This is a genomic window from Streptomyces sp. SolWspMP-5a-2, assembly GCF_900091845.1.
GTDB classification, from domain to species: Bacteria; Actinomycetota; Actinomycetes; order Streptomycetales; family Streptomycetaceae; genus Streptomyces; species Streptomyces doudnae.
Genome location: NZ_FMCI01000224.1, coordinates 14,241 through 36,261 on the forward strand (window position 1 = coordinate 14,241; position 22,021 = coordinate 36,261).

The 22,021-nt window shown below is 75.0% G+C and carries 18 protein-coding genes and 2 pseudogenes; 9 read left to right on the forward strand and 11 right to left on the reverse strand.

Annotation, left to right across the window (positions count from 1 at the left end; genetic code table 11):
* Both GA0115242_RS22630 and GA0115242_RS22635 read right to left on the reverse strand, forming a co-directional pair.
* Nucleotides 1-924, reverse strand: a complete 924-nt coding sequence (locus GA0115242_RS22630) for an LLM class F420-dependent oxidoreductase (RefSeq protein WP_256089531.1) — start codon at nt 922-924, stop codon at nt 1-3.
* Nucleotides 921-2,144, reverse strand: a complete 1,224-nt coding sequence (locus GA0115242_RS22635) for an amidohydrolase family protein (RefSeq protein ID WP_093831334.1) — start codon at nt 2,142-2,144, stop codon at nt 921-923. The genes GA0115242_RS22630 and GA0115242_RS22635 overlap by 4 nt, the downstream gene beginning before the upstream one ends.
* A gap of 197 nt (nt 2,145-2,341) precedes the next feature.
* Between GA0115242_RS22635 and GA0115242_RS22640 the strand changes: the two genes are divergently transcribed.
* Both GA0115242_RS22640 and GA0115242_RS22645 read left to right on the forward strand, forming a co-directional pair.
* Complete coding sequence (locus GA0115242_RS22640) at nt 2,342-5,311, forward strand: AfsR/SARP family transcriptional regulator (RefSeq protein WP_093831336.1); 2,970 nt, start codon at nt 2,342-2,344, stop codon at nt 5,309-5,311.
* Nucleotides 5,312-5,563: 252 nt separating this feature from the next.
* Entirely contained in the window at nt 5,564-5,827 is a 264-nt protein-coding gene (locus GA0115242_RS22645) for a hypothetical protein (protein ID WP_093831338.1), read from the forward strand.
* Nucleotides 5,828-5,890: 63 nt separating this feature from the next.
* On the opposite strand, the gene GA0115242_RS22650 is transcribed toward GA0115242_RS22645, so the two are convergent.
* The gene (locus GA0115242_RS22650) at nt 5,891-7,498 is read right to left on the reverse strand and encodes a FadD3 family acyl-CoA ligase (protein WP_093831340.1); all 1,608 of its coding nucleotides are present in this window, start codon (nt 7,496-7,498) and stop codon (nt 5,891-5,893) included.
* Nucleotides 7,499-7,603: 105 nt separating this feature from the next.
* On the opposite strand from GA0115242_RS22650, the gene GA0115242_RS22655 reads away from it, so the two are divergent.
* The 3 genes from GA0115242_RS22655 (at nt 7,604) to GA0115242_RS22665 (ending at nt 10,010) form a co-directional block, all read left to right on the forward strand.
* Nucleotides 7,604-8,764: a lipid-transfer protein gene (locus GA0115242_RS22655; RefSeq protein WP_093831342.1), complete on the forward strand. Its 1,161-nt coding sequence runs from the start codon at nt 7,604-7,606 to the stop codon at nt 8,762-8,764.
* 62 nt (nt 8,765-8,826) lie between these two features.
* Entirely contained in the window at nt 8,827-9,243 is a 417-nt protein-coding gene (locus GA0115242_RS22660) for a Zn-ribbon domain-containing OB-fold protein (RefSeq protein WP_093831384.1), read from the forward strand.
* Entirely contained in the window at nt 9,222-10,010 is a 789-nt protein-coding gene (locus GA0115242_RS22665; RefSeq protein ID WP_093831344.1) for an enoyl-CoA hydratase/isomerase family protein, read from the forward strand. Before GA0115242_RS22660 ends, GA0115242_RS22665 begins: the two co-directional genes overlap by 22 nt.
* A 33-nt stretch (nt 10,011-10,043) precedes the next feature.
* Here GA0115242_RS22665 and GA0115242_RS22670 read toward each other — a convergent pair whose 3' ends face one another.
* From GA0115242_RS22670 to GA0115242_RS22680, 3 genes and pseudogenes are all read right to left on the reverse strand, one after another.
* Nucleotides 10,044-10,562, reverse strand: coding sequence for a hypothetical protein (locus GA0115242_RS22670; protein ID WP_093831346.1), 519 nt, complete (start codon nt 10,560-10,562; stop codon nt 10,044-10,046).
* 88 nt (nt 10,563-10,650) lie between these two features.
* Nucleotides 10,651-13,001: pseudogene (locus tag GA0115242_RS22675) on the reverse strand (PQQ-binding-like beta-propeller repeat protein).
* A gap of 179 nt (nt 13,002-13,180) precedes the next feature.
* Complete coding sequence (locus tag GA0115242_RS22680) at nt 13,181-13,918, reverse strand: VOC family protein (protein WP_093831348.1); 738 nt, start codon at nt 13,916-13,918, stop codon at nt 13,181-13,183.
* 122 nt (nt 13,919-14,040) lie between these two features.
* On the opposite strand from GA0115242_RS22680, the gene GA0115242_RS22685 reads away from it, so the two are divergent.
* Complete coding sequence (locus GA0115242_RS22685; RefSeq protein ID WP_202555631.1) at nt 14,041-14,688, forward strand: TetR family transcriptional regulator; 648 nt, start codon at nt 14,041-14,043, stop codon at nt 14,686-14,688.
* 166 nt (nt 14,689-14,854) lie between these two features.
* A complete protein-coding gene (locus tag GA0115242_RS22690; protein WP_093831352.1) occupies nt 14,855-15,523 on the forward strand; it encodes a Type 1 glutamine amidotransferase-like domain-containing protein in 669 nt (222 codons plus the stop codon).
* 27 nt (nt 15,524-15,550) lie between these two features.
* Here GA0115242_RS22690 and GA0115242_RS22695 read toward each other — a convergent pair.
* Nucleotides 15,551-16,755, reverse strand: a pseudogene (locus GA0115242_RS22695) (acyl-CoA dehydrogenase family protein).
* Nucleotides 16,756-16,838: 83 nt separating this feature from the next.
* On the opposite strand from GA0115242_RS22695, the gene GA0115242_RS22700 reads away from it, so the two are divergent.
* Nucleotides 16,839-18,020 carry a thiolase C-terminal domain-containing protein gene (locus GA0115242_RS22700; RefSeq protein ID WP_202555632.1) on the forward strand — a complete coding sequence of 394 codons (1,182 nt, stop codon included), beginning with the start codon at nt 16,839-16,841 and terminating at the stop codon, nt 18,018-18,020.
* 138 nt (nt 18,021-18,158) lie between these two features.
* Here GA0115242_RS22700 and GA0115242_RS22705 read toward each other — a convergent pair whose 3' ends face one another.
* The 4 genes from GA0115242_RS22705 to GA0115242_RS22720 form a co-directional block, all read right to left on the reverse strand.
* Complete coding sequence (locus GA0115242_RS22705) at nt 18,159-18,884, reverse strand: pyridoxal 5'-phosphate synthase (protein WP_093831354.1); 726 nt, start codon at nt 18,882-18,884, stop codon at nt 18,159-18,161.
* Between the two features lie 95 nt (nt 18,885-18,979).
* Nucleotides 18,980-19,624, reverse strand: a complete 645-nt coding sequence (locus tag GA0115242_RS22710) for a GNAT family N-acetyltransferase (RefSeq protein ID WP_093831356.1) — start codon at nt 19,622-19,624, stop codon at nt 18,980-18,982.
* An 82-nt stretch (nt 19,625-19,706) separates the two neighbouring features.
* Nucleotides 19,707-20,105 carry a Zn-ribbon domain-containing OB-fold protein gene (locus GA0115242_RS22715; RefSeq protein ID WP_093831358.1) on the reverse strand — a complete coding sequence of 133 codons (399 nt, stop codon included), beginning with the start codon at nt 20,103-20,105 and terminating at the stop codon, nt 19,707-19,709.
* A complete protein-coding gene (locus tag GA0115242_RS22720) occupies nt 20,102-20,554 on the reverse strand; it encodes a DoxX family protein (protein ID WP_093831360.1) in 453 nt (150 codons plus the stop codon). The genes GA0115242_RS22715 and GA0115242_RS22720 overlap by 4 nt, the downstream gene beginning before the upstream one ends.
* Before the next feature lie 235 nt (nt 20,555-20,789).
* Here GA0115242_RS22720 and GA0115242_RS22725 point away from each other — a divergent pair, with 235 nt between their 5' ends.
* Entirely contained in the window at nt 20,790-21,995 is a 1,206-nt protein-coding gene (locus tag GA0115242_RS22725) for a flavin-containing monooxygenase (RefSeq protein ID WP_093831362.1), read from the forward strand.
* Nucleotides 21,996-22,021 lie beyond the last annotated feature (26 nt).

The window sequence follows — 22,021 nt, forward strand, 5'->3', positions numbered from 1 at the left end:
CTAGAGGTGGGGCGCCACGTCGGCGCCGAACGCGGCCATCTGGTCGATGAGTTCGTCGCGGCCGCGGCTGCGGAAGCGCACCTGGATCTGGTCCACGCCCATCTCCCGGTAGGCGCGCAGGGAGGCGGCGAGGGCCTGCGGCGGGCCGCTGAGGGTGCGCCGCCCGACGTCCCGGCCCGGCACGCCGACGTACAGCGGCTCGGTGATCGCGCCGACCGTGAACGGGCCGTCCAGACCCGCCCGTTCGCGCAGCTCCCGGATGCGGGCGAGCTGGCCGGGCAGCCGGTCGCGCGGGTCGCCCTGCGGCAGCCAGCCGTCGCCCTTGAGGGCGGCCCGGCGCACGGCGGCGGGCGAGGAGCCGCCGACCCAGAGCGGGACCCGCTCCTGGGCGGGGCGCGGGAGCTGGCCCAGGTCCGCGAAGTCGTAGCGCTTGCCGTGGTGTTCGGGGTACTCCTCGGGCCCGAGGGCGGCCCGCAGGGCGTCCACGCACTCGTCCAGGACCGCCCCGCGCCGGTCGAAGTCGGCGCCCACCGCCTCGAACTCCTCGCGGACGTGCCCGGCGCCGACCCCGAGGACCAGCCGCCCGCCGCTGAGGCGGTCGAGGGTGGCGTACTGCTTGGCGGTGACCAGCGGGTGGCGCAGGCCGACCACGGCGACATGGCTGAGCAGCCTGACCCGCGCGGTCACCCCGGCCAGGAAGCCGAGGGTGGCGACCGGGTCGTACCAGACGGTGCTCATCGCGGCGGCCAGGCGGCGCGGGACCGCCACGTGGTCGCAGCAGGCGACGTAGTCGAAACCGGCGCGGTCGGCGGCGCGGGCGATCTCCGCGAGGTCCTCGGGACCGGCCGCCGCCTCCCACGGCTCGGCGTACAGGGTGCTCTGCGACTGGACGGGGAGCTGGATGCCGTACGCCGGGGCGCTCACCGCCACAGGCCCTGCGGCGTGAGTCCGAGCAGGTCGATCGCGTTGCCCCGGACGATGCGCTCCACCACGTCCGGCGCCAGGTGCCCCATCTGCGCCTCGCCGACCTCGCGGGACTTCGGCCAGGTGGAGTCGGAGTGCGGGTAGTCCGTCTCGTACAGGACGTTGCCGACGCCGATCGCGTCGAGGTTGCGCAGGCCGAACGCGTCGTCGAAGAAGCAGCCGTACACGTGGTCGGCGAACAGCTCGGAGGGCGGGCGGTGGACCTTGTCGGCGACCCCGCCCCAGCCCCGGTTCTCCTCCCAGACCACGTCGGCGCGTTCCAGGATGTAGGGGATCCAGCCGATCTGGCCCTCGGCGTACATGACCCTGAGGTTCGGGAAGCGCTCGAACTTGCCGCTCAGCAGCCAGTCGACCATGGAGAAGCAGCAGTTGGCGAAGGTGATGGTGGAGCCGACCGCTGGGGGCGCGTCCTCGGAGGTGGACGGCATCCGGCTGCTGGAGCCGATGTGCATGGCGACGACCGTGCCGGTCTCGTCGCAGGCGGCGAGGAAGGGGTCCCAGGCGTCGGTGTGCACGGACGGCAGCCCCAGGTGCGGGGGTATCTCGGAGAAGGCGACGGCGCGCACCCCGCGGGCCGCGTTGCGGCGCACCTCGGCGGCGGCCAGCTCGGCGTCCCACAGCGGGATGAGGGTGAGCGGGATCAGCCGGCCGCGGGCGTCGGGCCCGCACCACTCCTCCACCATCCAGTCGTTGTAGGCGCGCACCGCGAGCAGGCCCAGCTCCCGGTCGGCGGCCTCGGTGAAGGTCTGGCCGCAGAAGCGCGGGAAGGTCGGGAAGCACAGCGCCGACTGGACGTGGTTGACGTCCATGTCGGCCAGCCGCCGCGGCACGTCGAAGGAGCCGGGCCGCATCTGCTCGTAGGTGATGACCTCCAGGCGGATCTCGTCGCGGTCGTAGCCGACGGCGGTGTCGAGCCGGGTGAGGGGGCGGCGCAGGTCCTCGTAGACCCACCAGTCGCCCACCGGCCCCTCGTCGCCGGGACCGCCCATCACCGGCTTGAACCGGCCGCCGAGGAACGTCATGTCCTTCAGCGGGGCGCGGACCACCCGCGGGCCGGTGTCCAGGTACTTCCTCGGCAGCCGGTCCTGCCACACGGTCGGTGGCTCCACCGTGTGGTCGTCGACGGAGATGATCAGCGGAAACGCGGCGTCGGTGTCCATGGCTCCCACGGTAGCGCCGATCTGACGACCCGTCAGCTACGCGGTCGGCGGCCGCTCAGGTACCGGTGCGGCGTGTTCCGTGTGAGGGGTTTGTGACATCCCGCGCGCCCGCGTGTGATTGCGCTCTCCAGAGCTGACGCATCTCCCACGGACAAGGCAAACTGGCGGAGTTGCTCACAGTGTTTAGGGGGACGGCGATGGACGTACCGCGGGAGCCAGAGGTGCCGCGCGTACCCGAGCAGAGGCGTCCTGGCCGGCCGGCCCCGGCCGCGGCGGCCCGCTTCGGCGTGCTCGGACCGGTCCGCGCCTGGCGTGACGAGCAGCAGCTGAACACCGGCTCCCCGCAGCAGCGCGCCCTGCTGGCCGCGCTGCTGCTGCGCGAGGGCCGCACCGCCACCTCCGCCGAACTGATCGACGCGCTGTGGGGCGAGGAGCCCCCCTCGCAGGCGCTGGCCGCCGTGCGCACCTACGCCTCCCGGCTGCGCAAGGCGCTCGGCCCCGAGGTGCTGGTCAGCGAGTCCGGCGGGTACGCCGTGCGCGGCCTCGGGGACGGCGCGCTGGACGTGAGCGTCGCCCAGGACCTGGCCGCCGAGGCGGAGAAGGCGCGCGCCGCGGGCGACCCGCACCGGGCCAGGGAGGCGCTCGGCCGGGCGCTGGCCCTCTGGGACGGCGAGGCCCTCGCCGGGGTGCCCGGACCGTACGCGGAGGCGCAGCGGGTGCGCCTGGAGGAGTGGCGCCTGCAACTCCTGGAGACCCGCCTCGACCTGGACCTCGGGCAGGGCGCCCACGCCGAGGCCGTCTCGGAGCTGACCGCGCTCACCGCCGAGCACCCGCTGCGCGAACGCCCGCGCGAGCTGCTGATGCTGGCCCTGTACCGCAGCGGACGGCAGGCCGAGGCGCTCGCCGTGTACGCGGACACCCGGCGGCTGCTCGCCGAGGAGCTGGGCGTCGACCCGCGCCCCGGCCTGAGCCTGCTCCAGCAGCGCATCCTGCGCGCCGACCCGGAGCTCGCCGAGCCGCCCGCACCCCGGGCCGCCCCGCCGCCCGCCCCGACCCGCCCCGCGCAACTCCCGGCGACCGTCCCCGACTTCACCGGCCGCGCGGCCCATGTGCGGGAGCTGGCCGAGGTGCTGACGTCGGTCGAGGGCCGGGTGATGGCGGTGTCGGCGCTCGCGGGCATCGGCGGCGTCGGCAAGACCACCCTCGCCGTGCACGTCGCCCACCGCGCCCGCGGCGCCTTCCCCGACGGCCAGCTCTACGTCGACCTCCAGGGCACCGGGCCGCGCTCCGCCGAACCGGACGCCGTCCTCGGCTCGTTCCTGCGCGCCCTCGGCACCCCCGACACCGCGATCCCCGACTCCCTGGAGGACCGGGCCGCCCTGTACCGCTCCGTGCTCGACGGGCGCCGGGTGCTGGTGCTCCTGGACAACGCGCGCGACGCGGCCCAGGTGCGCCCGCTGCTGCCCGGCGCCGACGGCTGCGCCGCGCTCGTCACCTCCCGGGTGCGGATGCTCGACCTCGCGGGCGCGCACCTGGTCGACCTGGACGTGATGTCCCCGGACGAGGCGCTGGCCCTGTTCACCAGGATCGTCGGCGCCGAGCGGGTGGCCGCGGAGCGGGAGGCGGCCCTGGACGTCGTGGGGGCCTGCGGCTTCCTGCCGCTGGCGATCCGCATCGCCGCGTCCCGGCTGGCCGCCCGGCGCACCTGGACCGTCTCGGTGCTGGCGGCCAAGCTCGCCGACGAACGCCGCCGCCTGGACGAGCTGCAGGCGGGCGACCTCGCCGTCAAGGCCACCTTCGAGCTGGGCTACGGCCAGTTGGAGCCCGCGCAGGCGCGCGCGTTCCGGCTGCTGGGGCTCGCCGACGGCCCCGACATCTCGCTGGCCGCCGCCGCGGCCGTCCTCGATCTGCCGGCCGAGGAGACCGAGGACCTGCTGGAGGCCCTCGTCGACACCTCGCTGCTGGAGTCGGCGGCGCCCGGCCGCTACCGCTACCACGATCTGGTCCGGCTCTACGCGCGTGCCTGCGCCGAGCGCGACGAGTGGCCGCCCGAGGAGCCCGCCGCCGCGCTCTCCAGGCTGCTGGACTTCTACCTGGCCAGCGCCGCCGCCGTGTACGCGATCGAGCGGCCCGGTGACCGGCTGGTGGACCATCTGGCGCCCGCCGCCCACCCCGGTCTCGCCTTCACCGACCGGCACGCCGCCCAGGACTGGCTGTACGCGGAGGCGATCTGCCTGCTGGCCTGCGTCCGCCAGTGCGCGGCCAGGCCCGGCGGTCTGGCCCGCGCCATCGACCTGCTGTGGGCGGCGCACGACCTCTCCGAGTCGGGGGCCAACGCGCGGGCGTACGAGGCGACCGCGGAGGCGCTGCTCGACGCCGCGCGCCTGGCCGGTGACCCGCGCGCGGAGGCCCGCGCCCTCACCACGCTCGTCAACGTCCACCACGTGGGCGGCCGGTTCGAGCAGGCGGACCGGGAGGCGGAGCGGGCCGCCTCGCTCGCCCTGGGCGCGGACGACCTGCTGCCGGTGTGCTGGGCCCGCAACGCGCGCGGCATCATCGCGCTCTACCAGAACCGGCACGACGACGGCGAGGAGCATCTCTCCGCGGCCATCGAGCACTTCCGCACCCTCGGCGACCGCCCCGGCGAGGCCAGCGCCCTGTGCAACCTCTCCCGCATCCACCTCGCCACCGGCCGCACCGCGAGCGCCGTCGCGCTGGCCCGCCAGGGCATCTCCGTCTACGACGCCATGGACAACGCCCTGCGGGGCGCCAACGCCCGGTACGCGCTGGGTCTCGCGCTCACCCAGAGCGGCGAACTGACGGCGGCGGCCGAGCGGCTCCAGGAGGCGCTGGAGGTGTTCCGCGACAGCAGGCAGCGGCTGTGGGAGGGCATGAGCCTGTTCCGGCTCGCCGAGGTCGACCTGGCCGCGCGGCGCCCGGCGCAGGCGGCGGCCAACGCGGAGATGGCGCTGACCGTGCTGCGCGGGATCGGCGGGGAGTGGCGGCGCGGCAACGTCCTGACGGTGCTCGGCCGGGCGCTGGCCCGGATCGGGCAGACCGGCCGGGCGCAGGTGTGCTGGCAGGACGCGGCCGCCATCTACGAGGGACTCGGCTCCCCCGAACTGGCGCAGGTGCGCGCGCTGTTGACCCCGGCGCAGGCCGCCTGACGCCTTTCCCCGGAGCGCGGGCAGGGGTGTCCCCGGCCGGTCCTGGGGGGGCGTTCATCATTCGTTTATGCACGTGAGGCATGCTTTTTCCTGTCGATCCGTCGCGTCGGGGGGCAGACGGATCGCCGCGGGGACCTCACTCGCACGCAGGCGGTGACGTCCCGTGAGACCCGCCTGGTCACTTCCGGGGGAGTGACCAGGCGGGCGTTGTCCCATCGGCCCCCTGGCCGACTTCAAGGGGAGTTGACACCCATGAGCGAGAAGCTCACGTCACAGGACCTGCACGCCACCGACGAGCCCGCCGCCGAGGCCGTGGAGGCGAAGGATCTGCACGCCACCTCCGAACCGGCGGTGCTCGGTCTGCACCGGGTGCCGGACCCGGAGCCCGACGAGGCCGAGGAGCAGGCGGGGACGGACGGCGACCTGCACGCCACCGGGGACCTGCACGCCACGGGGGATCTGCACGCCACCGGCGACCTGCACGCCACGTCCAAGCCGGGCACGCCGTCGAAGTGAGCGACGCTCCGGGGGACGACCGGCCGCGACAGCACGGAGGGGAGCTGTCGCGGCCGCGGTGCGTCACCTCGCCCCGCGCCCGCGCAGTTCGCCCTTGACGACCTTGCCGCCCGCGTTGCGCGGCAGCCGGGCCACGAACTCGACCTGCCGGGGCACCTTGTAGTTGGCCATCTCCCGGCGCGACCAGGCGATCAGGTCCTCGGCCGTGCAGTGCGCGCCCGGCCTGCGCACCACGTACGCCCTGCCGACCTCGCCGAGCCGCTCGTCGGGCACCCCGACCACCGCGATGTCCGCCACGTCCGGGTGCAGGGCGAGGAGTTGCTCGATCTCCGCCGGGTACGCGTTGAACCCGCCGACGATGAACATGTCCTTGATCCGGTCGGTGATGCGGAGGTTGCCCGCGTCGTCCAGGACGCCCACGTCCCCGGTGCGCAGCCAGCCGTCCGCGGTGACGGCCCCGCGGGTCGCGCCCTCGTCGCCGTCGTAGCCGCGCATCACGGTGAAGCCCCGCACCAGCACCTCGCCGGGGACGCCCGGCGGCAGCGCGGCGCCCCGCGCGTCGGCGACCCGCACCTCGGTGCCCGGAACGGCGCGGCCCGACGTCGACGCGACGACCTCCGGCGGATCGCCCCGGCGGCACATCGTGACGATGCCGCTCGCCTCGGAGAGGCCGTAGGCGGTGAGCACCGTGCCGACGCCGAGTTCGCCGCGCAGCCGCTCCACCAGGCGCAGCGGGACCACCGCGGCGCCGGTCACCACCAGCCGCAGCGCCGACAGGTCGTACGCCTGGCGGGCCGGGTGGTCGAGGAGCGCCTGGTGCAGGGTCGGCGGCCCCGGCAGCACCGAGACCCGCTCCGCGGCGATGTTGGCCAGCACGGTGTCGACGTCGAAGACGGGCTGCGGGATCATCGTCGCGCCCCGGGTGAGGCAGGCGAGGACCCCGGCCTTGTAGCCGAAGGTGTGGAAGAACGGGTTGACGATGAGGTAGCGGTCGCCGTGCCGCAGGCCCGCGAGGTCGCTCCAGATCTCGTACGCGCGCAGGCTCTGCGCGTGGGTGATCACCACGCCCTTGGGGGCTCCCGTGGTCCCCGAGGTGAAGACGATGTCGGACGGCCCGTCGCCGCGCACGGCCGCCGCCCGCGCCCGGGTGACGTCCGCGCCGGTCCCCTCGCCGTCGGCCAGGAAGTCCTTCCAGGTGCGGAAGCCGGCGGGCGCGTCCCCGGACAGCACCACCACCTCGCGCAGTTCGGGCAGTCCCGGCAGCGGCCCCGGGCCCGGCCCCTCACCGGCCGCCCGGCGCAGCGCCGCCACGTACGAGGTGCCCAGGAAGGGGCCCGTCACAAAGAGCAGCCTGGCCCGGCTGCGGCGCAGCGCGTAGACCGCCTCGGCGCCCTTGAAGCGGGTGTTGAGCGGGACCAGGACCGCGCCCGCCGAGACCGCGCCGAGGGCGGCGACGATCCAGTCGAGCGAGTTGGGCGCCCACACCGCGACCCGGTCGCCCGGCGCGAGCCCGTGGGCGACGACGGACGCGGCCGCGCGCTCGACCCGGGCGCCGAGTTCGGCGTACGAGATCCGGGTCCGGCCCTCGACGACCGCCTCGGTGCCGCCGTACCGCTCGGCCGCCGACCGGACAAGTCCGGGGATGCTGCCCCACTCCACGTCACCACGCACGACCGGCCTCCAGCGTCCCGCACACCCGTAGCTGACGGACCATCAGATTAGCTGTAGCCTGACGAACTGTCAGCAACCGTCGCACGGCACGGAGGTGGGCAGAGCATGGCCGCAGCGGGCATCAAGGACGCGACCGCCGTCGTCGGCATCGGACAGACCGCCTTCGCCCGGCACCTGCCCGAGGACGAACGCACCCTCGCCTGCCGGGCCGTTCTCGCCGCCCTCGACGACGCCGGGATCGCGCCCGCCGAGGTCGACGCCCTCGCCTCCTACACGATGGAGGAGACCGACGAGGTCGAGCTGGCCAAGGCGGTGGGGTTCGGCGACCTCACCTGGTTCGGCCGGATCGGCTACGGCGGCGGCGGCTCCTGCGCGACGGTCGCCCAGCTCGCCGCCGCGATAGCCGCCGGGCAGGCCCGGGTGGGCGTCGCCTGGCGGTCGCGCAAACGCGGCAGCGGGGCCCGCCCGTGGACCGACACCGTGCGCCAACTGCCCACCCCCGCCCAGTGGACGCGCCCCTTCGGACTGCTGCGCCCGGTCGACGAGATCGCCATGCTGACCCGGCGCTACCTGCACGAGTACGGCGCCACCCGCGACCACCTCTTCAACGTCGCGCTCGCCTGCCGCAACCGGGCCAACCAGAACCCGGACGCGATCATGTACGACCGCCCGCTCACCCGCGAGATGTACATGACCTCCCGGTGGATCAGCGAGCCGCTCTGCCTCTTCGACAACTGCCTGGAGACGGACGGGGCGCTGGCGTGCGTGGTGGTCGGCGCCGAGCGGGCCCGGGACTGCCGCCGGACGCCGGTCCTGATCCACGCGGCGGCCCAGGGCCTGCCCGCCCAGCACCACGGCATGGTCAACTACTGGAACGACGACCCGCTCACCGGACCCGCCTGGACGGCCGCCCGGCACCTGTGGAAGCACGCCGACCTCACCCCCGAGGACGTCGACGTCGCCCAGATCTACGACGCGTTCACCGCCCTGGTCCCGCTCTCCCTGGAGGGCTACGGCTTCTGCGGGCGCGGCGAGGGCGGCGCGTTCACCGAGCAGGGCGCCCTGGAGACCGGCGGTCGGCTGCCGATCAACACCGGCGGCGGCGGCCTCAGCGAGGCGTACGTGCACGGCTTCAACCTGATCACCGAGGGCGTCAGACAACTGCGCGGCACCAGCACGGCCCAGGTGCCGGGGGCGTCGACGTGCCTGGTGACGGCGGGCGAGGGGGTCCCCACCTCGGCGCTGCTGCTGCGCAGGGGGGACTGACGGCCGGGCGCGGTCCCGGCGATGGAGGCCGACAGCATGTTCAGGAACAGGAGTTGATGACGTTGCTGACCCCGGTCACCGACCCCGAGGGCGCCCCCTTCTGGGAGCACGCCCGCGCGGGACGGCTGCACATCCAGGCGTGCGCGGACTGCGGCACGTTCCGCTTCCCGCCCCGCCCCTGCTGCCCGCACTGCCAGTCGTTCGCGCGGGAGTGGCGCGAGGTGAGCGGCCACGGCCGGATCTGGTCGTACGTCGTGCCGCACCCGCCGCTGCTGCCCGACTACGCCGCGCAGGCCCCCTACAACGTGATCGTCGTCGAACTCGCCGACGCCCCGCGCATCCGGCTGGTCGGCAACCTCGTCGCGCGGGCCGGGGCCCGGCTGGACTCGGTGGCGCCCGAGCGCCTGCGGATCGGGGCCAGGGTGCGGGTCGTGTTCGACCCCGCGGGCCTGCCGCAATGGGTGCTGGAGCGGTCGTGACGGTCCGGCTGAGCACCGGGGACCCGGCGGGCGTGGCCGTGGTCACCCTGGACCGCCCCGAGCGCCTGAACGCCATCGACCTGCCGACCCGGGACGCACTGCGCTCCGTGTGGCGGGCGCTGCGGTTCGACACCTCGGTGCGCGCGATCGTCCTCACCGGGGCCGGGGACCGGGCGTTCTGCACCGGCCTCGACCGGAGCGCGGAGGTCCCGCAGCCCGACTCCCCCTACATGACGGACGATCCGCTGCTGCAAGTCGGCCCGAAATCCAACGACCTGTGGAAACCGGTGATCGCGGCGGTGACCGGGATGGCCTGCGGCGGCGCCTTCTACCTGCTGGGCGAGGCCGAGTTCGTGGTCGCCGACCCCGGCGCCACCTTCTTCGACCCGCACACCGCCTACGGGATGGTCAGCGCCTACGAGTCGATGCTGATGGCGGCGCGGATGCCGTACGGGGAGGCGGCCAGGATGGCGCTGCTGGGCACGGCGGAGCGGATCGGCGCGGCCCGGGCGCACCAGATCGGCCTGGTCTCCGAAGTCACGTCCCCGGGCGGCGCGTTGGCGTCGGCGCTGGCGAGCGCGGCCGTGGTCGCCGGACATCCGGCGGCGGCCGTGCAGGGCACGGTGCGGGCCCTGTGGGCGGCCCGGGAGGCGGCCGTGGCCGCCGGGTTCGCCCAGGCCCCGCACCTGATCGCGCTGGGCAACCTGCCGCCGCACGAGCAGGCGGAGCTGTTCGGCGCCCGGCGGCGGGAGTTCAGGGTGCGCTGACCCGCACGGCGCCCGGGAGCGCGCCGGACGCCGTCACCCGGCGGTGGCCACCGGGTCGACGACGCAGCGCTCGATCCGGCCGGCGACCCCGGCCGGGGCCGTCACTCGCGCGGTGGCGCTGCCCCGGGCGCCGACGGAGGTCCGGCCGGTGCCGGTGGCGAGGGTGAGCCCGGCGGAGTCCTCGAAGGTCACCCGGACCGTGAACGTCCCGCTGCGGCTCGCGGAGTTGGTGACCCGGACGGTGGTGACGGGCTCCCGCCCGGTGGCGCACCGCACCAGCTCGGCCCGCCCGTCGCCCGCCCGGCCGCCGGACGAGGACGAGGAGGTGGGCGTGGAGCGGTACCCGGGCCGCCGGTCGTAGGAACTCCCGCCGCCGTAGCCGTCGTTGCTCCGGGAGGTCGAGGTGTCGTGGTCCTGCCGGGAGCTGCTGCACCCCCCGCCGCCACCGTGGTGGTGCCGGTTGGTGTGCCGCCCGGTGGAGAACCCGGACAGCGCGAGGACCGTGAGCGCGACGACGGCCGTGAACTTGATCGTGCTTCCCCGTGACTGCATGCGGGGAACAGTAATGACGATCTGTCACGGTCACGTCACCGTCGTGCGCGCAGTCGGCGAAGATCCGGGCGGACGGCCCGGCGCGTGCTCACGCCGTCCGCGCCGTCCCCGTCCCCTTCTCCGCGTCCAGGGCGTACACGCAGCGGTCCTTGCTGCAGGCGTAGACCACGCCGTCGCGGACCACCGGTGAGCCGGTGATCTCGCCGCCGGTGGCGAGCTTCCAGCGGAGGCGGCCGTCGTCGGCCTTCAGGGTGTAGAGCAGGTGGTCGGTGGAGCCGAAGTGGATGCGGCCCTCGGCGACCGCGGGGGCGCCCACGATCTCGCCGCCGGACTGGAACCGCCATTTGGGTGTACCGGTGACCGCGTCCAGGGTGTAGAGCCCCTTGCCGCTGCCGACGTGGACATGGCCGGCGGCGACCAGCACCGGGTCGACGGAGGCGCGGGACTCGGTGGCGATGCGCCAGCGGTCGCGGCCGTCGGTGGCGTCGAGGGCGTAGACGGTGCCGAGGTAGTCGGCGAGGTAGACGCCGCCGCCGGTGACGGCCGGGCCCGGCACGAAGGCGGGCGGCGAGAGGAACGCGGCCGGGGCCTCGAAGTGCCACTTCACGTGCCCGGCGGCGACGTCGATGGCGAGCACCCGGGTGCCGGCCGAGACGTAGACGTACCCGTCGGGGGCGTGCGTGAGGCGCACCGGCACGCCGCCGCAGGAGGCCGCGTCGCCGATCGGGTAGGACCAGCGCTCGTCGCCGGTGCGGGCGTCCAGGGCGCGCAGCCGGGCGTCCTGCCAGATGTAGACGGTGCCGTCGTGGACGGCGGGGCCCGCCTCGGGCGACTCGAAGTCCGTCTGGCAGCCGGTGGCCTCCCAGAGCTTCTGGCCGCTGGACGCCTCCCACGCCTGGACCCCGCCGCCGCGGCTGCCGGTGACGACCGTGCCGCGGTCCGCCTGGATGGAGTACACCCAGGCGTCGGTGGACACCCGCCACAGGTCGCCGCCCTCGCGGGCCTCGAGCGCGAACAGGGTGGGGCCGTCGGAGGCGTGGATGCGGCCGTCGGCGACCGCCATGGACCAGGCGACGTCCCGGGTCTTGAAGCGGCGGCGGCCGGTCGCCACGTCCAGCGCGTGCACCTCGAAGGAGGTGACGTAGACGAGGTCGCCGTCGACGGACGGGGTGCCCCAGACGTCGTTCGACATCCGGAACCGCCAGGGGCGCCAGGCGCCGTTGACGGTCTCCGGGGGCAGCGCGGGGGGCGTGGGGACGACGGGGTCCGCGCCGTTCACGCCGGGGCGCGGTTTGGACCAGGAGGCGGCGAGCGCCGACTCGGGGGGCGGTGCCTTGACGGCGGCGGCGCGGACGTCCGAGACGCGCGGGCCGGGGCCGATCGGCACCTGGGCACCGGCCAGCCGGACCGGGCCAGGCGCCGGGGCGCCGACCGGACCGGGGGCGCCGGGACGACCGGGTCGTGCGAGGGCGGCGGCGGGATCGGCAGCGGCGCGGGACGGCCGCCGCCGCGGGCGGGCGGCTGGCCGGGCTTCGGGGCGGGACGGCCGTTGCGGCGGGCCTCGATCAGCCCGACCGCGCGCTCCGGCAGCCACGCGGAGGCGGTGCCGCTGTCGTCCGACCCGGACCCGAACAGGTGCGGGGCGAGCTGCGACTGGAGGTCGGCCGGGTTGGGGCGGCCGGTGGCCTCCATCTGCATGCAGGAGTCGATCAGCGGGCGCAGCTCGTCCGGCAGGCCCTCCAGGTCGGGCTCCTCGCGCAGCAGCATGAAGACCGTCTCGACCGGGTTGGCGCCGTGGAAGGGCGGGTGTCCGGTGGCGGCGAAGACCAGCATCGAGCCGAGCGAGAAGACATCGCTCGCGCCGGTCACGCTGCGTGAGTCCTTGGCCTGCTCGGGGGACATGTAGGCGGGGGTGCCGACGGCGACGTTCGTCATCGTCAACCGGGTGTTGGAGACGCCGGAGGCGATGCCGAAGTCGATGACGCGCGGGCCGTCCTCGACGACGAGGACGTTCGACGGCTTGAGGTCGCGGTGGACCAGGCCCGCGCCGTGGATGGACTGGAGGGCCTCGGCGACCCCCGCCGCCAGCCAGCGCACGGCCTGGGCGGGCATCGGCCCGCACTCGTTCACTATCTCTTCCAGCGACGGCGCCGGGACGTAGGCGGTGGCCAGCCAGGGCACGGCCGCCCGGGGATCGGCGTCGACCACGGCCGCCGTGTAGAACCCGGAGACCGCGCGGGCCGCCTCCACCTCGCGGGTGAAGCGGACCCGGAACAACTGGTCCTCGGCGAGTTCCGTGCGCACCGTCTTGATCGCCACGCGCCGCCCGGACGCCGAGCGCGCGAGATAGACCAGCCCCATGCCGCCCGCACCCAGCCGTCCCAGCACCTCGAACGGCCCGATCCGCCGCGGATCGTGCTGCGTCAGCTGATCCACCACTTGCCTGCCACCTCCCCGTACGGGCCGCGCCACCGACTTATGGGCACGACCCCGTGCAGCGTCTCACCACCGCACCGCCATGGCGGCACGCACCCTGATTCTTCCTGTCCGGGCCACAGGTTGCGAACCCGGGAACGAATCTGGGTGCCTCCCCCCATACCGACACAAACAATGCCTGGTCAGCGCTGGAGAACGGCGAAGGACGCCCCTTGATTGTCGATGACGACCGCCACTTTTCCGTACGACGTCTCGAATGGCGGCACCTGCACCCGTCCGCCGAGCCGGACGGCGCTCCGTACGGCGGCCGCGCAGTCCTCCACCCGGAAGTGCACGACGAAGTGCGGGGGCATCTCGGCGGCGAACACCTCGCCGACCGCGGCCCGCCCGAAGTCGGGCTCCGCCCCGGGGCCGAACAGGGCGTCGTGGAAGAGGCCGCCGTAGAAGTCGTCGGCGGCCTCGGTGTCGCGCGCGTACAGCTCCGCCCAGGCGAACGTGCCGGGCTCGTGGCGGCGCCCGAAGCCGGGGTGCCGGCCGGGCTGCCAGAGCCCGAAGACGGCCCCCTCGGGGTCCGTGACCAGGGCGGTCACACCGAGGTCCGCGACCGGCAGCGGGGCGGTGACGACCTGTCCCCCGGCCGCCCAGACCCGGTCGGCGAGCGCCTCGGCGTCCGGGGTGGCGAAGTACACCGTCCAGACGGTGGGCATCCGCCCGTCCCGCTTCGGCGCGAGCGAGGCGACGGGCTCCCCGCCGAGCCGGGCCCACACGCCCGCGCCGGGGGCCTCGCGGTCGCCGGGCTCCCCGAAGGTCCACCCGAAGAGATCACCGTAGAACCGCTTGCCCGCGGCGACGTCGGGAAGCTGCGCGTCCACCCAGCAGGGGACGCCCTCTCCGTATGCGGATGCCCTGTTTTCGGCCATAGCGCCAAAGTAACGGCGACGCGCGCACCCCGCAGACCAGGCACAGCCTCCTCCATCCCCTCGTGCACCCCATTTGCAGTCGGCCGAATCGCGCTCCCATCACCCCTCGGTAAGCTGACGGCATGACAGGACAAGTGCGTACCGTCGACGGCCGCGTGGCCGGCCGACGTGGGCAGGCGACCCGGCAGAAGCTGCTCGACTGCCTCAGCGAGATGCTCAGCTCCTCCCCCTACCGGGACGTCAAGGTCATCGATGTCGCCCGGAAGGCGGGGACTTCGCCCGCGACCTTCTACCAGTACTTCCCGGACGTCGAGGGTGCCGTCCTGGAGATCGCCGATCAAATGGCCGCCGAGGGAGCCGGGTTGACCGAGCTGCTGGCCGGCCGCAGCTGGGTGGGAAAGGCCGGCTGGCAGACAGCGCAGGAACTCGTGGACGGCTTCCTGGAGTTCTGGCGGAAGAACGACGCCATCCTCAGGGTCGTGGACCTCGGCGCGGCCGAGGGCGACAAGCGGTTCTACAAGATCCGGATGAAGATCCTCAACTCCGTGAACAACTCCCTGGCCGACTCCGTCGCGGAGTTGCAGGCCAAGGGCAGGGTCGACAAGGACGTGAACCCGGCGGCGGTCGCCGGTTCGCTGGTCGCGATGCTCGCGGCGGTCGCCTCGCACCAGAAGGGGTTCCAGAGCTGGGGTGTGAAGCAGGCCGAACTGAAGCCGAACCTGGCGCTGTTGGTCCATCTGGGCGTGACCGGCAAGAAGCCGACGAAGTAGCCGTACGGACGGCTGCCGGCTCAAGTCCTGTCTGGCAGGCGGTGGTGGCCCCGGCCTGGGGCGGCCGCCGCCTGCCGCGCTGTTGTCCGGGGGCCCGCACCCGCCCGGCGGACGGCGGGGGGGCACGCGCTTTGCGCCCGCGCGCCGGGCGTGCTTGGCTCGCCCGATGAACCTACTGCTCACGGCGGCCGGCCTGCGCAACGAGACGCTGCGCGACGCCCTGCGGGACATGCTGGGAAAGCCGTTCGGCTCGGCGAACGTCGTGTTCGTCCCGACGGCGTCGGTCGCCGAGCCCGGGGACCACGGGTGGTTCGTGGAGGACCTGAACCGGCTGCGCAGCCTCGGCTGGCGGGAGTTCGACGTCCTGGAGCTGAACGGCCTGCCCCGCACGACGGTGCTCGACCGGCTGCTGCACGCCGACGCCGTCTACGTGGAGGGCGGCAGCCACTACCACCTCGCGCGCAGCATCACCGGCAACGGCCTGGCCGACGGGTTCCTGGAGGCGCTGCGGGACCGGGTCTACGTGGGGGTCAGCGCCGGTTCGATGATCTTCAGCAAGCGCCTCGACGAGCGCTCCGCCGACGTCATCGGGGACACCGCGGACCTGCACGCGCTCGGCGCGACGACCGTGGCCCCGCCGTTCGGCCTCTTCGACTGGTACCTCAAGCCCCACCTGTACTCGCCGGACTTCCCCGAGCGGGACGACGCCTGGGCCGACCGCATCGCCGCGCGGGCCGACTTCCCGATCTACTTCATCGACGACGACACGGCCGTCCGGGTCAGGGACGGCGAGCCGGACGTGATCTCCGAGGGCCGCTGGCGGTTCTGCCCCTGATCTCCGGCCGGGCGGCGCCCGCGCGGCTCACACCCGCACCTCCCCTCCCCCGAAGAGCAGCGCCGCCTCCGCCGACCGGGCCCGCAAGCGGTGCGCGGGGCCGAACAGCAGCTCGTCGCCCGCCGCGCGCTTGAAGTACAGGTGCGCCTCGTGCTCCCAGGTGAACCCGATCCCGCCGTGCAGCTGGATGCCCTCGGCCGCGGCGCACCGCAGCGCGTCCAGCGCCTGGGCGAGGGCGAGGCCGCCGACCCGTCCTGCGGCCCCGCCCGCCCGCTCCCCCGCCCCGGTCGCCCAGGCCGCGTAGTACGCCGCCGAGCGGGCCGCCTGGAGACGGACGTGGACGTCGGCCAGCCGGTGCTTGACCGCCTGGAAGGAGCCGATCGGGCGGCCGAACTGCTCGCGCCGCGCCACGTGTTCGACCGTCCGCTCCAGGGCCCGCCCGGCCGCCCCGACGGCCTCGCAGGCGAGCACGGTCGCCGCCAGGTCCCCGGTGGCGGCCAGCGCCCCGAGCACGTCGGCGTCCTCCCCGCCCAGCAACTCCGCCCCGGCCTGCCGCAGTTGCACCCGGGCCTGGGGCCGGGTGGCGTCCAGGGCGGTGCGCCGCGTCCTGGTCACCCCGGGCGCGTCCCCCGGCACCAGGAACAGGAGCGTCCTGGAGCGGGCGAACCCGCCGGTGTGCGCGGCGACCAGCAGCAGCCCGGCGCTGTGCCCGTCGAGCACCTGGTCCGCCTCCCCGTACAGCCGCCACCCGGTGTCCGTCCGCCCGGCCTGCACGCCCCCCGCGCGGCCCCGCCCGCCCACGCGCCGCCGTTGCCGCCGGTCAGGGCGAGGGCGGTGGCCAGGTCGCGGCCCGGCACGGCGAGGGCGGCGGTGAGGTCGCCCGCGGCCAGCCGGGGCAGCAGGCGGGCGCGCTGCTCCCCGGTGCCGAGGGCGAGCAGCAGCGGGGCGGCGAGCACGGCGGTGGCCAGCAGCGGGGAGGGGGCGAGGGCCCGGCCGGTCTCCTCGCAGGCCAGGGCCAGGTCGGCGACGGGGCAGCCGACGCCGCCGTACCGCTCGGGGAGGGCGAGGCCCGGCAGCCCGAGCCGTTCGGCGAGGTCGGCCCAGAGGGCGGGGTCGTGGCCCTGCGGCCGGTCGACGGCGGCGCGCAGCTCCTCGGGGCCGCAGCGGGCGCGCAGGAGGTCGCGCAGGGTGCGGCGGATCTCGTCCTGTTCGGCGGTGAAGCTGGCGTCCATGGCACTTCCCTCCGGATCTGACGGTCCGTCATATTAGGAGCCGGGGCACGAGTTGGACAGAGCAGCGAGGGAGGTGGCCGTACATGGCTGCGGTCGTGGCATCGGGCGGCAGGCGGGTCGCGGTGGTGGGGGCGGCGCTGTCCGACTGCGGCCGCCTGGACGAGGCGACCCCGTACGCGCTGCACGCGCAGGCGGCCCGCAGGGCGCTGGCCGACGCGGGGCTCGACCGGCGGCACGTGAACGGCTTCGGCTCGGCGGGCCTCGGCACCCTGGCGCCGGTCGAGGTGGCCGAGTACCTGGGCCTGCGTCCCACCTGGGTCGACTCCACCGCGGTCGGCGGCTCGACCTGGGAGGTGATGGCCGCGCACGCGGCGGACGCGATCGCCGCGGGCCACGCGGAGGCGGTGCTGCTGGTCTACGGCTCCACCGCCCGCGCCGACATCCGGGCGGGCCGCCGCACCGGCGACCTCTCCTTCGGCGCCCGCGGGCCGTTGCAGTTCGAGGTCCCCTACGGGCACACGCTGATCGCCAAGTACGCGATGGCGGCCCGCCGCCACATGATCGAACACGGCACCACCGTCGAGCAGTTGGCGCGGGTCGCGGTGGACGCGCGGGCGAACGCGGCGCTGAACCCGGAGGCGATGTTCCGCACCCCGCTCACCGTGGACGAGGTGCTGGCCGGGCCGATGATCGCCGACCCGTTCACCAAGCTGCACTGCTGCCTGCGCTCCGACGGCGGGGCGGCGGTGCTGCTGGCGGCCGAGGAGTACGCGCGCGACTGCCGGACCGCGCCGGTCTGGGTGCTGGGCACCGGCGAGCACGTCTCGCACGCGGCGATGTCGCAGTGGCCCGACTTCACGGTCTCCCCGGCGGCGGTCAGCGGCAGGCTGGCCTTCGAGCGGGCCGGGGTCGGCCCGGGGGAGATGGACTTCGCCGAACTGTACGACGCCTTCACGTACATGACCCTGGTGACGCTGGAGGACCTCGGCTTCTGCGCCAAGGGCGAGGGCGGGGCGTTCGTGGAGGGCGGACGGCTGCGGGTGGCGGGCGGGGAGCTGCCGGTGAACACCGACGGCGGCGGCCTCTCCTGCCAGCACCCCGGCATGCGGGGCCTGTTCCTGCTGGTGGAGGCGGTGCGGCAACTGCGCGGGGAGGCGGGGGCCCGGCAGGTGCGGGGCCGCGACGGGGAGATCGCCCGGCTGGGGGTGGCGTCGGGGACCGGGGGATGGTTCTGCTCGTCGGGAACGGTGGTGCTGGGCAAGTGAACAGCCCCCCGCCGCGTCCGGCGGCTCCCGGGAGCCGACGGCCCACCGCCCGCACCGCCCCGGCCCGCCCGCTCCCCCAGCGGGCCGCTCCCCCGGGGGAACGGCCGGTCGGTGCCGGTCAGGGCCGGTCGGTGCCGGTCAGGGCCAGAGCAGCACCCGGCGCCAGCCGCCGCCGTCCGCGCCGGTGCCCCCGCCGGTGCCGTCCGCGCCGGTGCCGTCCCCGCCGTCCTCCCGCGTCTCGTAGCGCAGCCGGACGTGGCGGCGGTCCGGGTCGCCCTGGAAGAACTCCACCTCGGTGGGGCGCAGCCGGTACAGGGTCCAGGTGGGCGCCGGGGTCCGCGGGTCGGAGTCGGCCTGCTCCCACGCCTCCCGCGAGCGGCGCTCCAGCGTGCCGAGGGAGTCGAGGGGCTCGCTCTGCCGTCCGGTGAGGGCCGCCGCCAGCGCGCCGGTCGACCGGGCGTGCAGATCGGCCTGGCCCTCCCCGGACGGCGCCGCTTCGACCGGCCCGCGCACCCGCACCTGGCGGCCGAGGACCGGCCAGTACAGGACGAGGGCCGCGTACGGCAGGGCGGCCAGTTGACGGCCCTTGCGGCTGGTCGCGTGGGAGGCGAAGGCCCAGCCGTCGGCGTCCGCGCCGTGCAGCATGACGATCCGGGCGTCGGGGCGGCCGTCCGCGTCGGTCGTGGCCAGCGACATGGTGTGCGGCTCGGGCTGTCCGGCCGCGACCGCGTCCGCGAACCAGCGCGCGAAGAGGACGAGCGGGTCGGCGGGGGCCGCGGCGGGGTCGAAGGGGCGCAGCTCGGTGGCGTCGGGGGGCCAGACGCGGAGCGTCCGGAGCAGGGCGTGGAGATCGGTTGCCGGCATGTGCCGAGTATCACTCGCCGACCGTCCCGTCCCGGCCCCTCCGGTCGCGGAACCCGTGTCGGCCTCCTCGCGCCGTCCCGGCCGCGGGGTCCCTGTCAGTTCTGCCGTGTGGGGTCGGCGTCCGCCGGGTGGGGGCGCAGCCGGGGTTCCGGGTCGCCTGCCACCCGGCCGTGCAGGTGCATGTCCCTGAAGCGGTCGACCCGGCCCTCCGCGAACATCGCGCCGCGCAGGGTCCCCTCGTAGCCGTACCCGCACCGCTCGGCCACCCGGCAGGACGCCTCGTGGCCGAGGGCGTGTCCCAACTCCAGCCTCTGCAACTTCAGTTCGTCCAGCGCCCAGCGGGACACCACGGCCAGGGACCGGCTGGCGACGCCGCGTCCGCGCGCCTCGGGCAGCACCCAGTAGCCGATCCTGCCGGTCCGCATCACGGGGTTGATCGCGTCCACCGATATGTGTCCGAGGGCCGCTCCGGTGGCCGCGTCCGTCACGCAGTAGTCGGCCACCGTGCGCTCGGGGGCGGCCAGCGCCTTCTCCGCGAGGGACGCGCGGGCGTCGACCAGGTCGTTCATCGCCTTGAGCGGGGTGTTCCAGCGCTGGAACTCCGGGTCGGTCCTGCCCCGCAGCCACGTCTCGACGTCCGCCTCGGAGGTGGCGTCCCAGTGCCGCAGGCGCAGCCCGTGTCCGTGCAGGACCGGGAAGGGGGCGGAGGGCGGGAAGAGGTGCTGTTCGCTGGAGGCCATCAGCCTATTCAAGCCGTTCCCGGACATTCCCGCGCCGGGATCGCCGCTCGGCCGCCGCCCGCCGCCCGGCGCGGGGGCGCACTCACCCGTCCCCGGGCCGGAACACCGGCACGCCGTCCCGGAACGCCACCCGCAGCCGGGCCCCGGCGCGCAGCCGGTCCCTGTCCGCCCCGACCAGCTCGGTCATCATCCGCGGCCCCTCGGCCAGGTCGACCACCGCGGCGACGTACGGGGTGCGGTCGCGGAAGGGGGGCAGGTCGTTGCGGTGGACCACGGACCAGGTGTAGAGGGTCGCCAGGCCGCTCGCGGTCTCCCAGGTCACGTCCTCGCTCCAGCAGTGCGGGCAGAACTCGCGCGGGTAGTGGTGGGCCCGTCCGCACGCCCCGCACCGGCGCAGCAGCAGCCGTCCCCCGGCCGCCGCCTCCCAGTAGGCGCGGGTGAAGGCGTCGGCCTCGGGGAGGTCGTGGCGCGGCGCGGTCACCGGAAGAGTCCGAGCGCGCTGTCCACGGACCAGCTCTGCCAGGACATCGCGAAGAGGGCGACGGCCGAGATGAGCGCCATCATCGCGTTCTGCCCCTGCTCGGCCCAGTCGTGGATCATGAGGGTGAAGTAGAGGACGTTCAGGAGCAGGCCGCAGGCGAGCGCGACCGGGGTCAGGAGACCGGCCACGAGGCCGAGTCCGAGGGCGAGTTCGGCGTGGACCACGAGGTGGGCCATCACGCGCGGCCGGGGTTCGACGACGGCGGCGAAGCCGGTGCGCACCGCTTTCCAGCGGTGTCCGGACGCCACGTCGGCGGCCCAGGCGATGCCGGTGCCCCGCTCCAACCAGCCCTTCCTGTCCTTGTGCCGCCAGCTCTCCAGCCACCACAGGCCGAGGCCGATGCGGAGTATCGCGAGCCACTCGGCCCCGTCGAGCCAGATCGCATCCATAAATCTGACGGTACGTCAGTTGCGGTCGGTTGCCGAGGGGTCGGGCCGGAATCGGCGGGGGCGGGAGGTCCGCGCGGCGGGCCGGGGTACGCCGTCGGGGCCCCGCGCGCGGCCGGATCGCCGTAGTTGGGGCACCCCGCGCGCGCACCGCCGTGTCCCCAGGCGTGATCAATTAGCAACCAATTCCGGTCTTGACCGAGACCCATCAACCCCGTACGTGATTACGCTCGCGCTCATGGCCGACTCCACACCGTCCGCACCGACCGCCGGACCGAAGCACGCAGACCGCCCCGTATACGTCATCGGCGGCGGTCCAGGCGGACTCTCCGTGGCCCACGCGCTGCGCGCCCGGGGCGTGCGCGCCGTGGTCCTGGAGCGCAGCGGCGCGGTCGGCGCGTCCTGGCGCGGCCACTACGACCGGTTGCGCCTGCACACCACCCGGCGCCTCTCCGCCCTGCCGGGGCTGCCGATGCCCCGGCGGTTCGGGCGCTGGGTGGCCCGGGACAACGTGGTGCGGTACCTGGAGAAGTACGCGGAGCACCACGAGCTGGAGATCGTCACCGGGGTGGAGGTCTCCCGGGTGGAGCCCGCGCCCGACGGCACCGGCTGGCTGCTGCGGGCCACCGGCGGGCGGGAGCTGACCGGCTCGGCGGTGGTGGTCGCCACCGGCTTCAACCACACCCCTCGCGTCCCCGACTGGCCCGGACGCGAGGGCTACCGGGGCGAGTTGACGCACGCCGGGCGGTACCGGAACGCGCAGCCGTACGCGGGCCGTGACGTGCTCGTCGTCGGCGTCGGCAACACCGGCGCGGAGATAGCCGTCGACCTGGTGGAGGGCGGCGCGGCCCGGGTCAGGCTCGCGGTGCGCACCACCCCGCACATCGTGCGCCGCTCGACCTTCGGCTGGGCCGCCCAGTACTCCAGCGTCCTGGTCAGGCGGCTGCCGGTGCGGCTGGTGGACCGGCTGGCCAGGACGATGTGCCGGATCAGCGTCCCCGACCTCACCGCGCAGGGCCTGCCCCGCCCGGACACCGGCCTCTACAGCCGGGTCAGGCAGGGCGCGGTGCCGGTGCTCGACGTCGGCCTCGTGGACGCCGTGCGCACCGGGTCGGTCGAGGTGGTGGCCGCCGTCGACGGCTTCGAGGACGGCAAGGTGCGGCTCGCCGACGGGACCCTGCTCCAGCCGGACGCGGTGATCGCGGCCACCGGGTACGCGCGGGGCCTGGAGAACCTCGTCGGTCATCTCGACGTCCTCGACGGGCGCGGCCGGCCGGTCGCCCACGGGGCGCGGACCGCGTCCGGGGCGCCGGGGCTGCACTTCACCGGGTTCACCAACCCGATCAGCGGCATGCTGCGGGAACTGGCCCGCGACGCGGAGAAGATAGCGAAGGCGGTCGTCCGGGACCAGCGCCGCGCGGCCCGCCGCCGGACGGCCTCCTAGGGCGCGTCCGACCATCTCCCTCCGCC

Excerpts from the sequence above, each read along its gene's own strand:
- GA0115242_RS22635 (WP_093831334.1), bottom strand. The coding sequence starts at position 2,144 with ATGGACACCGACGCCGCGTTTCCGCTGATCATCTCCGTCGACGACCAC.
- GA0115242_RS22640 (WP_093831336.1), top strand. The coding sequence starts at position 2,342 with ATGGACGTACCGCGGGAGCCAGAGGTGCCGCGCGTACCCGAGCAGAGG.
- GA0115242_RS22645 (WP_093831338.1), top strand. The coding sequence starts at position 5,564 with ATGAGCGAGAAGCTCACGTCACAGGACCTGCACGCCACCGACGAGCCC.
- GA0115242_RS22655 (WP_093831342.1), top strand. The coding sequence starts at position 7,604 with ATGGCCGCAGCGGGCATCAAGGACGCGACCGCCGTCGTCGGCATCGGA.
- GA0115242_RS22665 (WP_093831344.1), top strand. The coding sequence starts at position 9,222 with ATGGGTGCTGGAGCGGTCGTGACGGTCCGGCTGAGCACCGGGGACCCG.
- GA0115242_RS22670 (WP_093831346.1), bottom strand. The coding sequence starts at position 10,562 with ATGCAGTCACGGGGAAGCACGATCAAGTTCACGGCCGTCGTCGCGCTC.
- GA0115242_RS22680 (WP_093831348.1), bottom strand. The coding sequence starts at position 13,918 with ATGGCCGAAAACAGGGCATCCGCATACGGAGAGGGCGTCCCCTGCTGG.
- GA0115242_RS22685 (WP_202555631.1), top strand. The coding sequence starts at position 14,041 with ATGACAGGACAAGTGCGTACCGTCGACGGCCGCGTGGCCGGCCGACGT.
- GA0115242_RS22690 (WP_093831352.1), top strand. The coding sequence starts at position 14,855 with ATGAACCTACTGCTCACGGCGGCCGGCCTGCGCAACGAGACGCTGCGC.
- GA0115242_RS22700 (WP_202555632.1), top strand. The coding sequence starts at position 16,839 with ATGGCTGCGGTCGTGGCATCGGGCGGCAGGCGGGTCGCGGTGGTGGGG.
- GA0115242_RS22705 (WP_093831354.1), bottom strand. The coding sequence starts at position 18,884 with ATGCCGGCAACCGATCTCCACGCCCTGCTCCGGACGCTCCGCGTCTGG.
- GA0115242_RS22710 (WP_093831356.1), bottom strand. The coding sequence starts at position 19,624 with ATGGCCTCCAGCGAACAGCACCTCTTCCCGCCCTCCGCCCCCTTCCCG.
- GA0115242_RS22720 (WP_093831360.1), bottom strand. The coding sequence starts at position 20,554 with ATGGATGCGATCTGGCTCGACGGGGCCGAGTGGCTCGCGATACTCCGC.
- GA0115242_RS22725 (WP_093831362.1), top strand. The coding sequence starts at position 20,790 with ATGGCCGACTCCACACCGTCCGCACCGACCGCCGGACCGAAGCACGCA.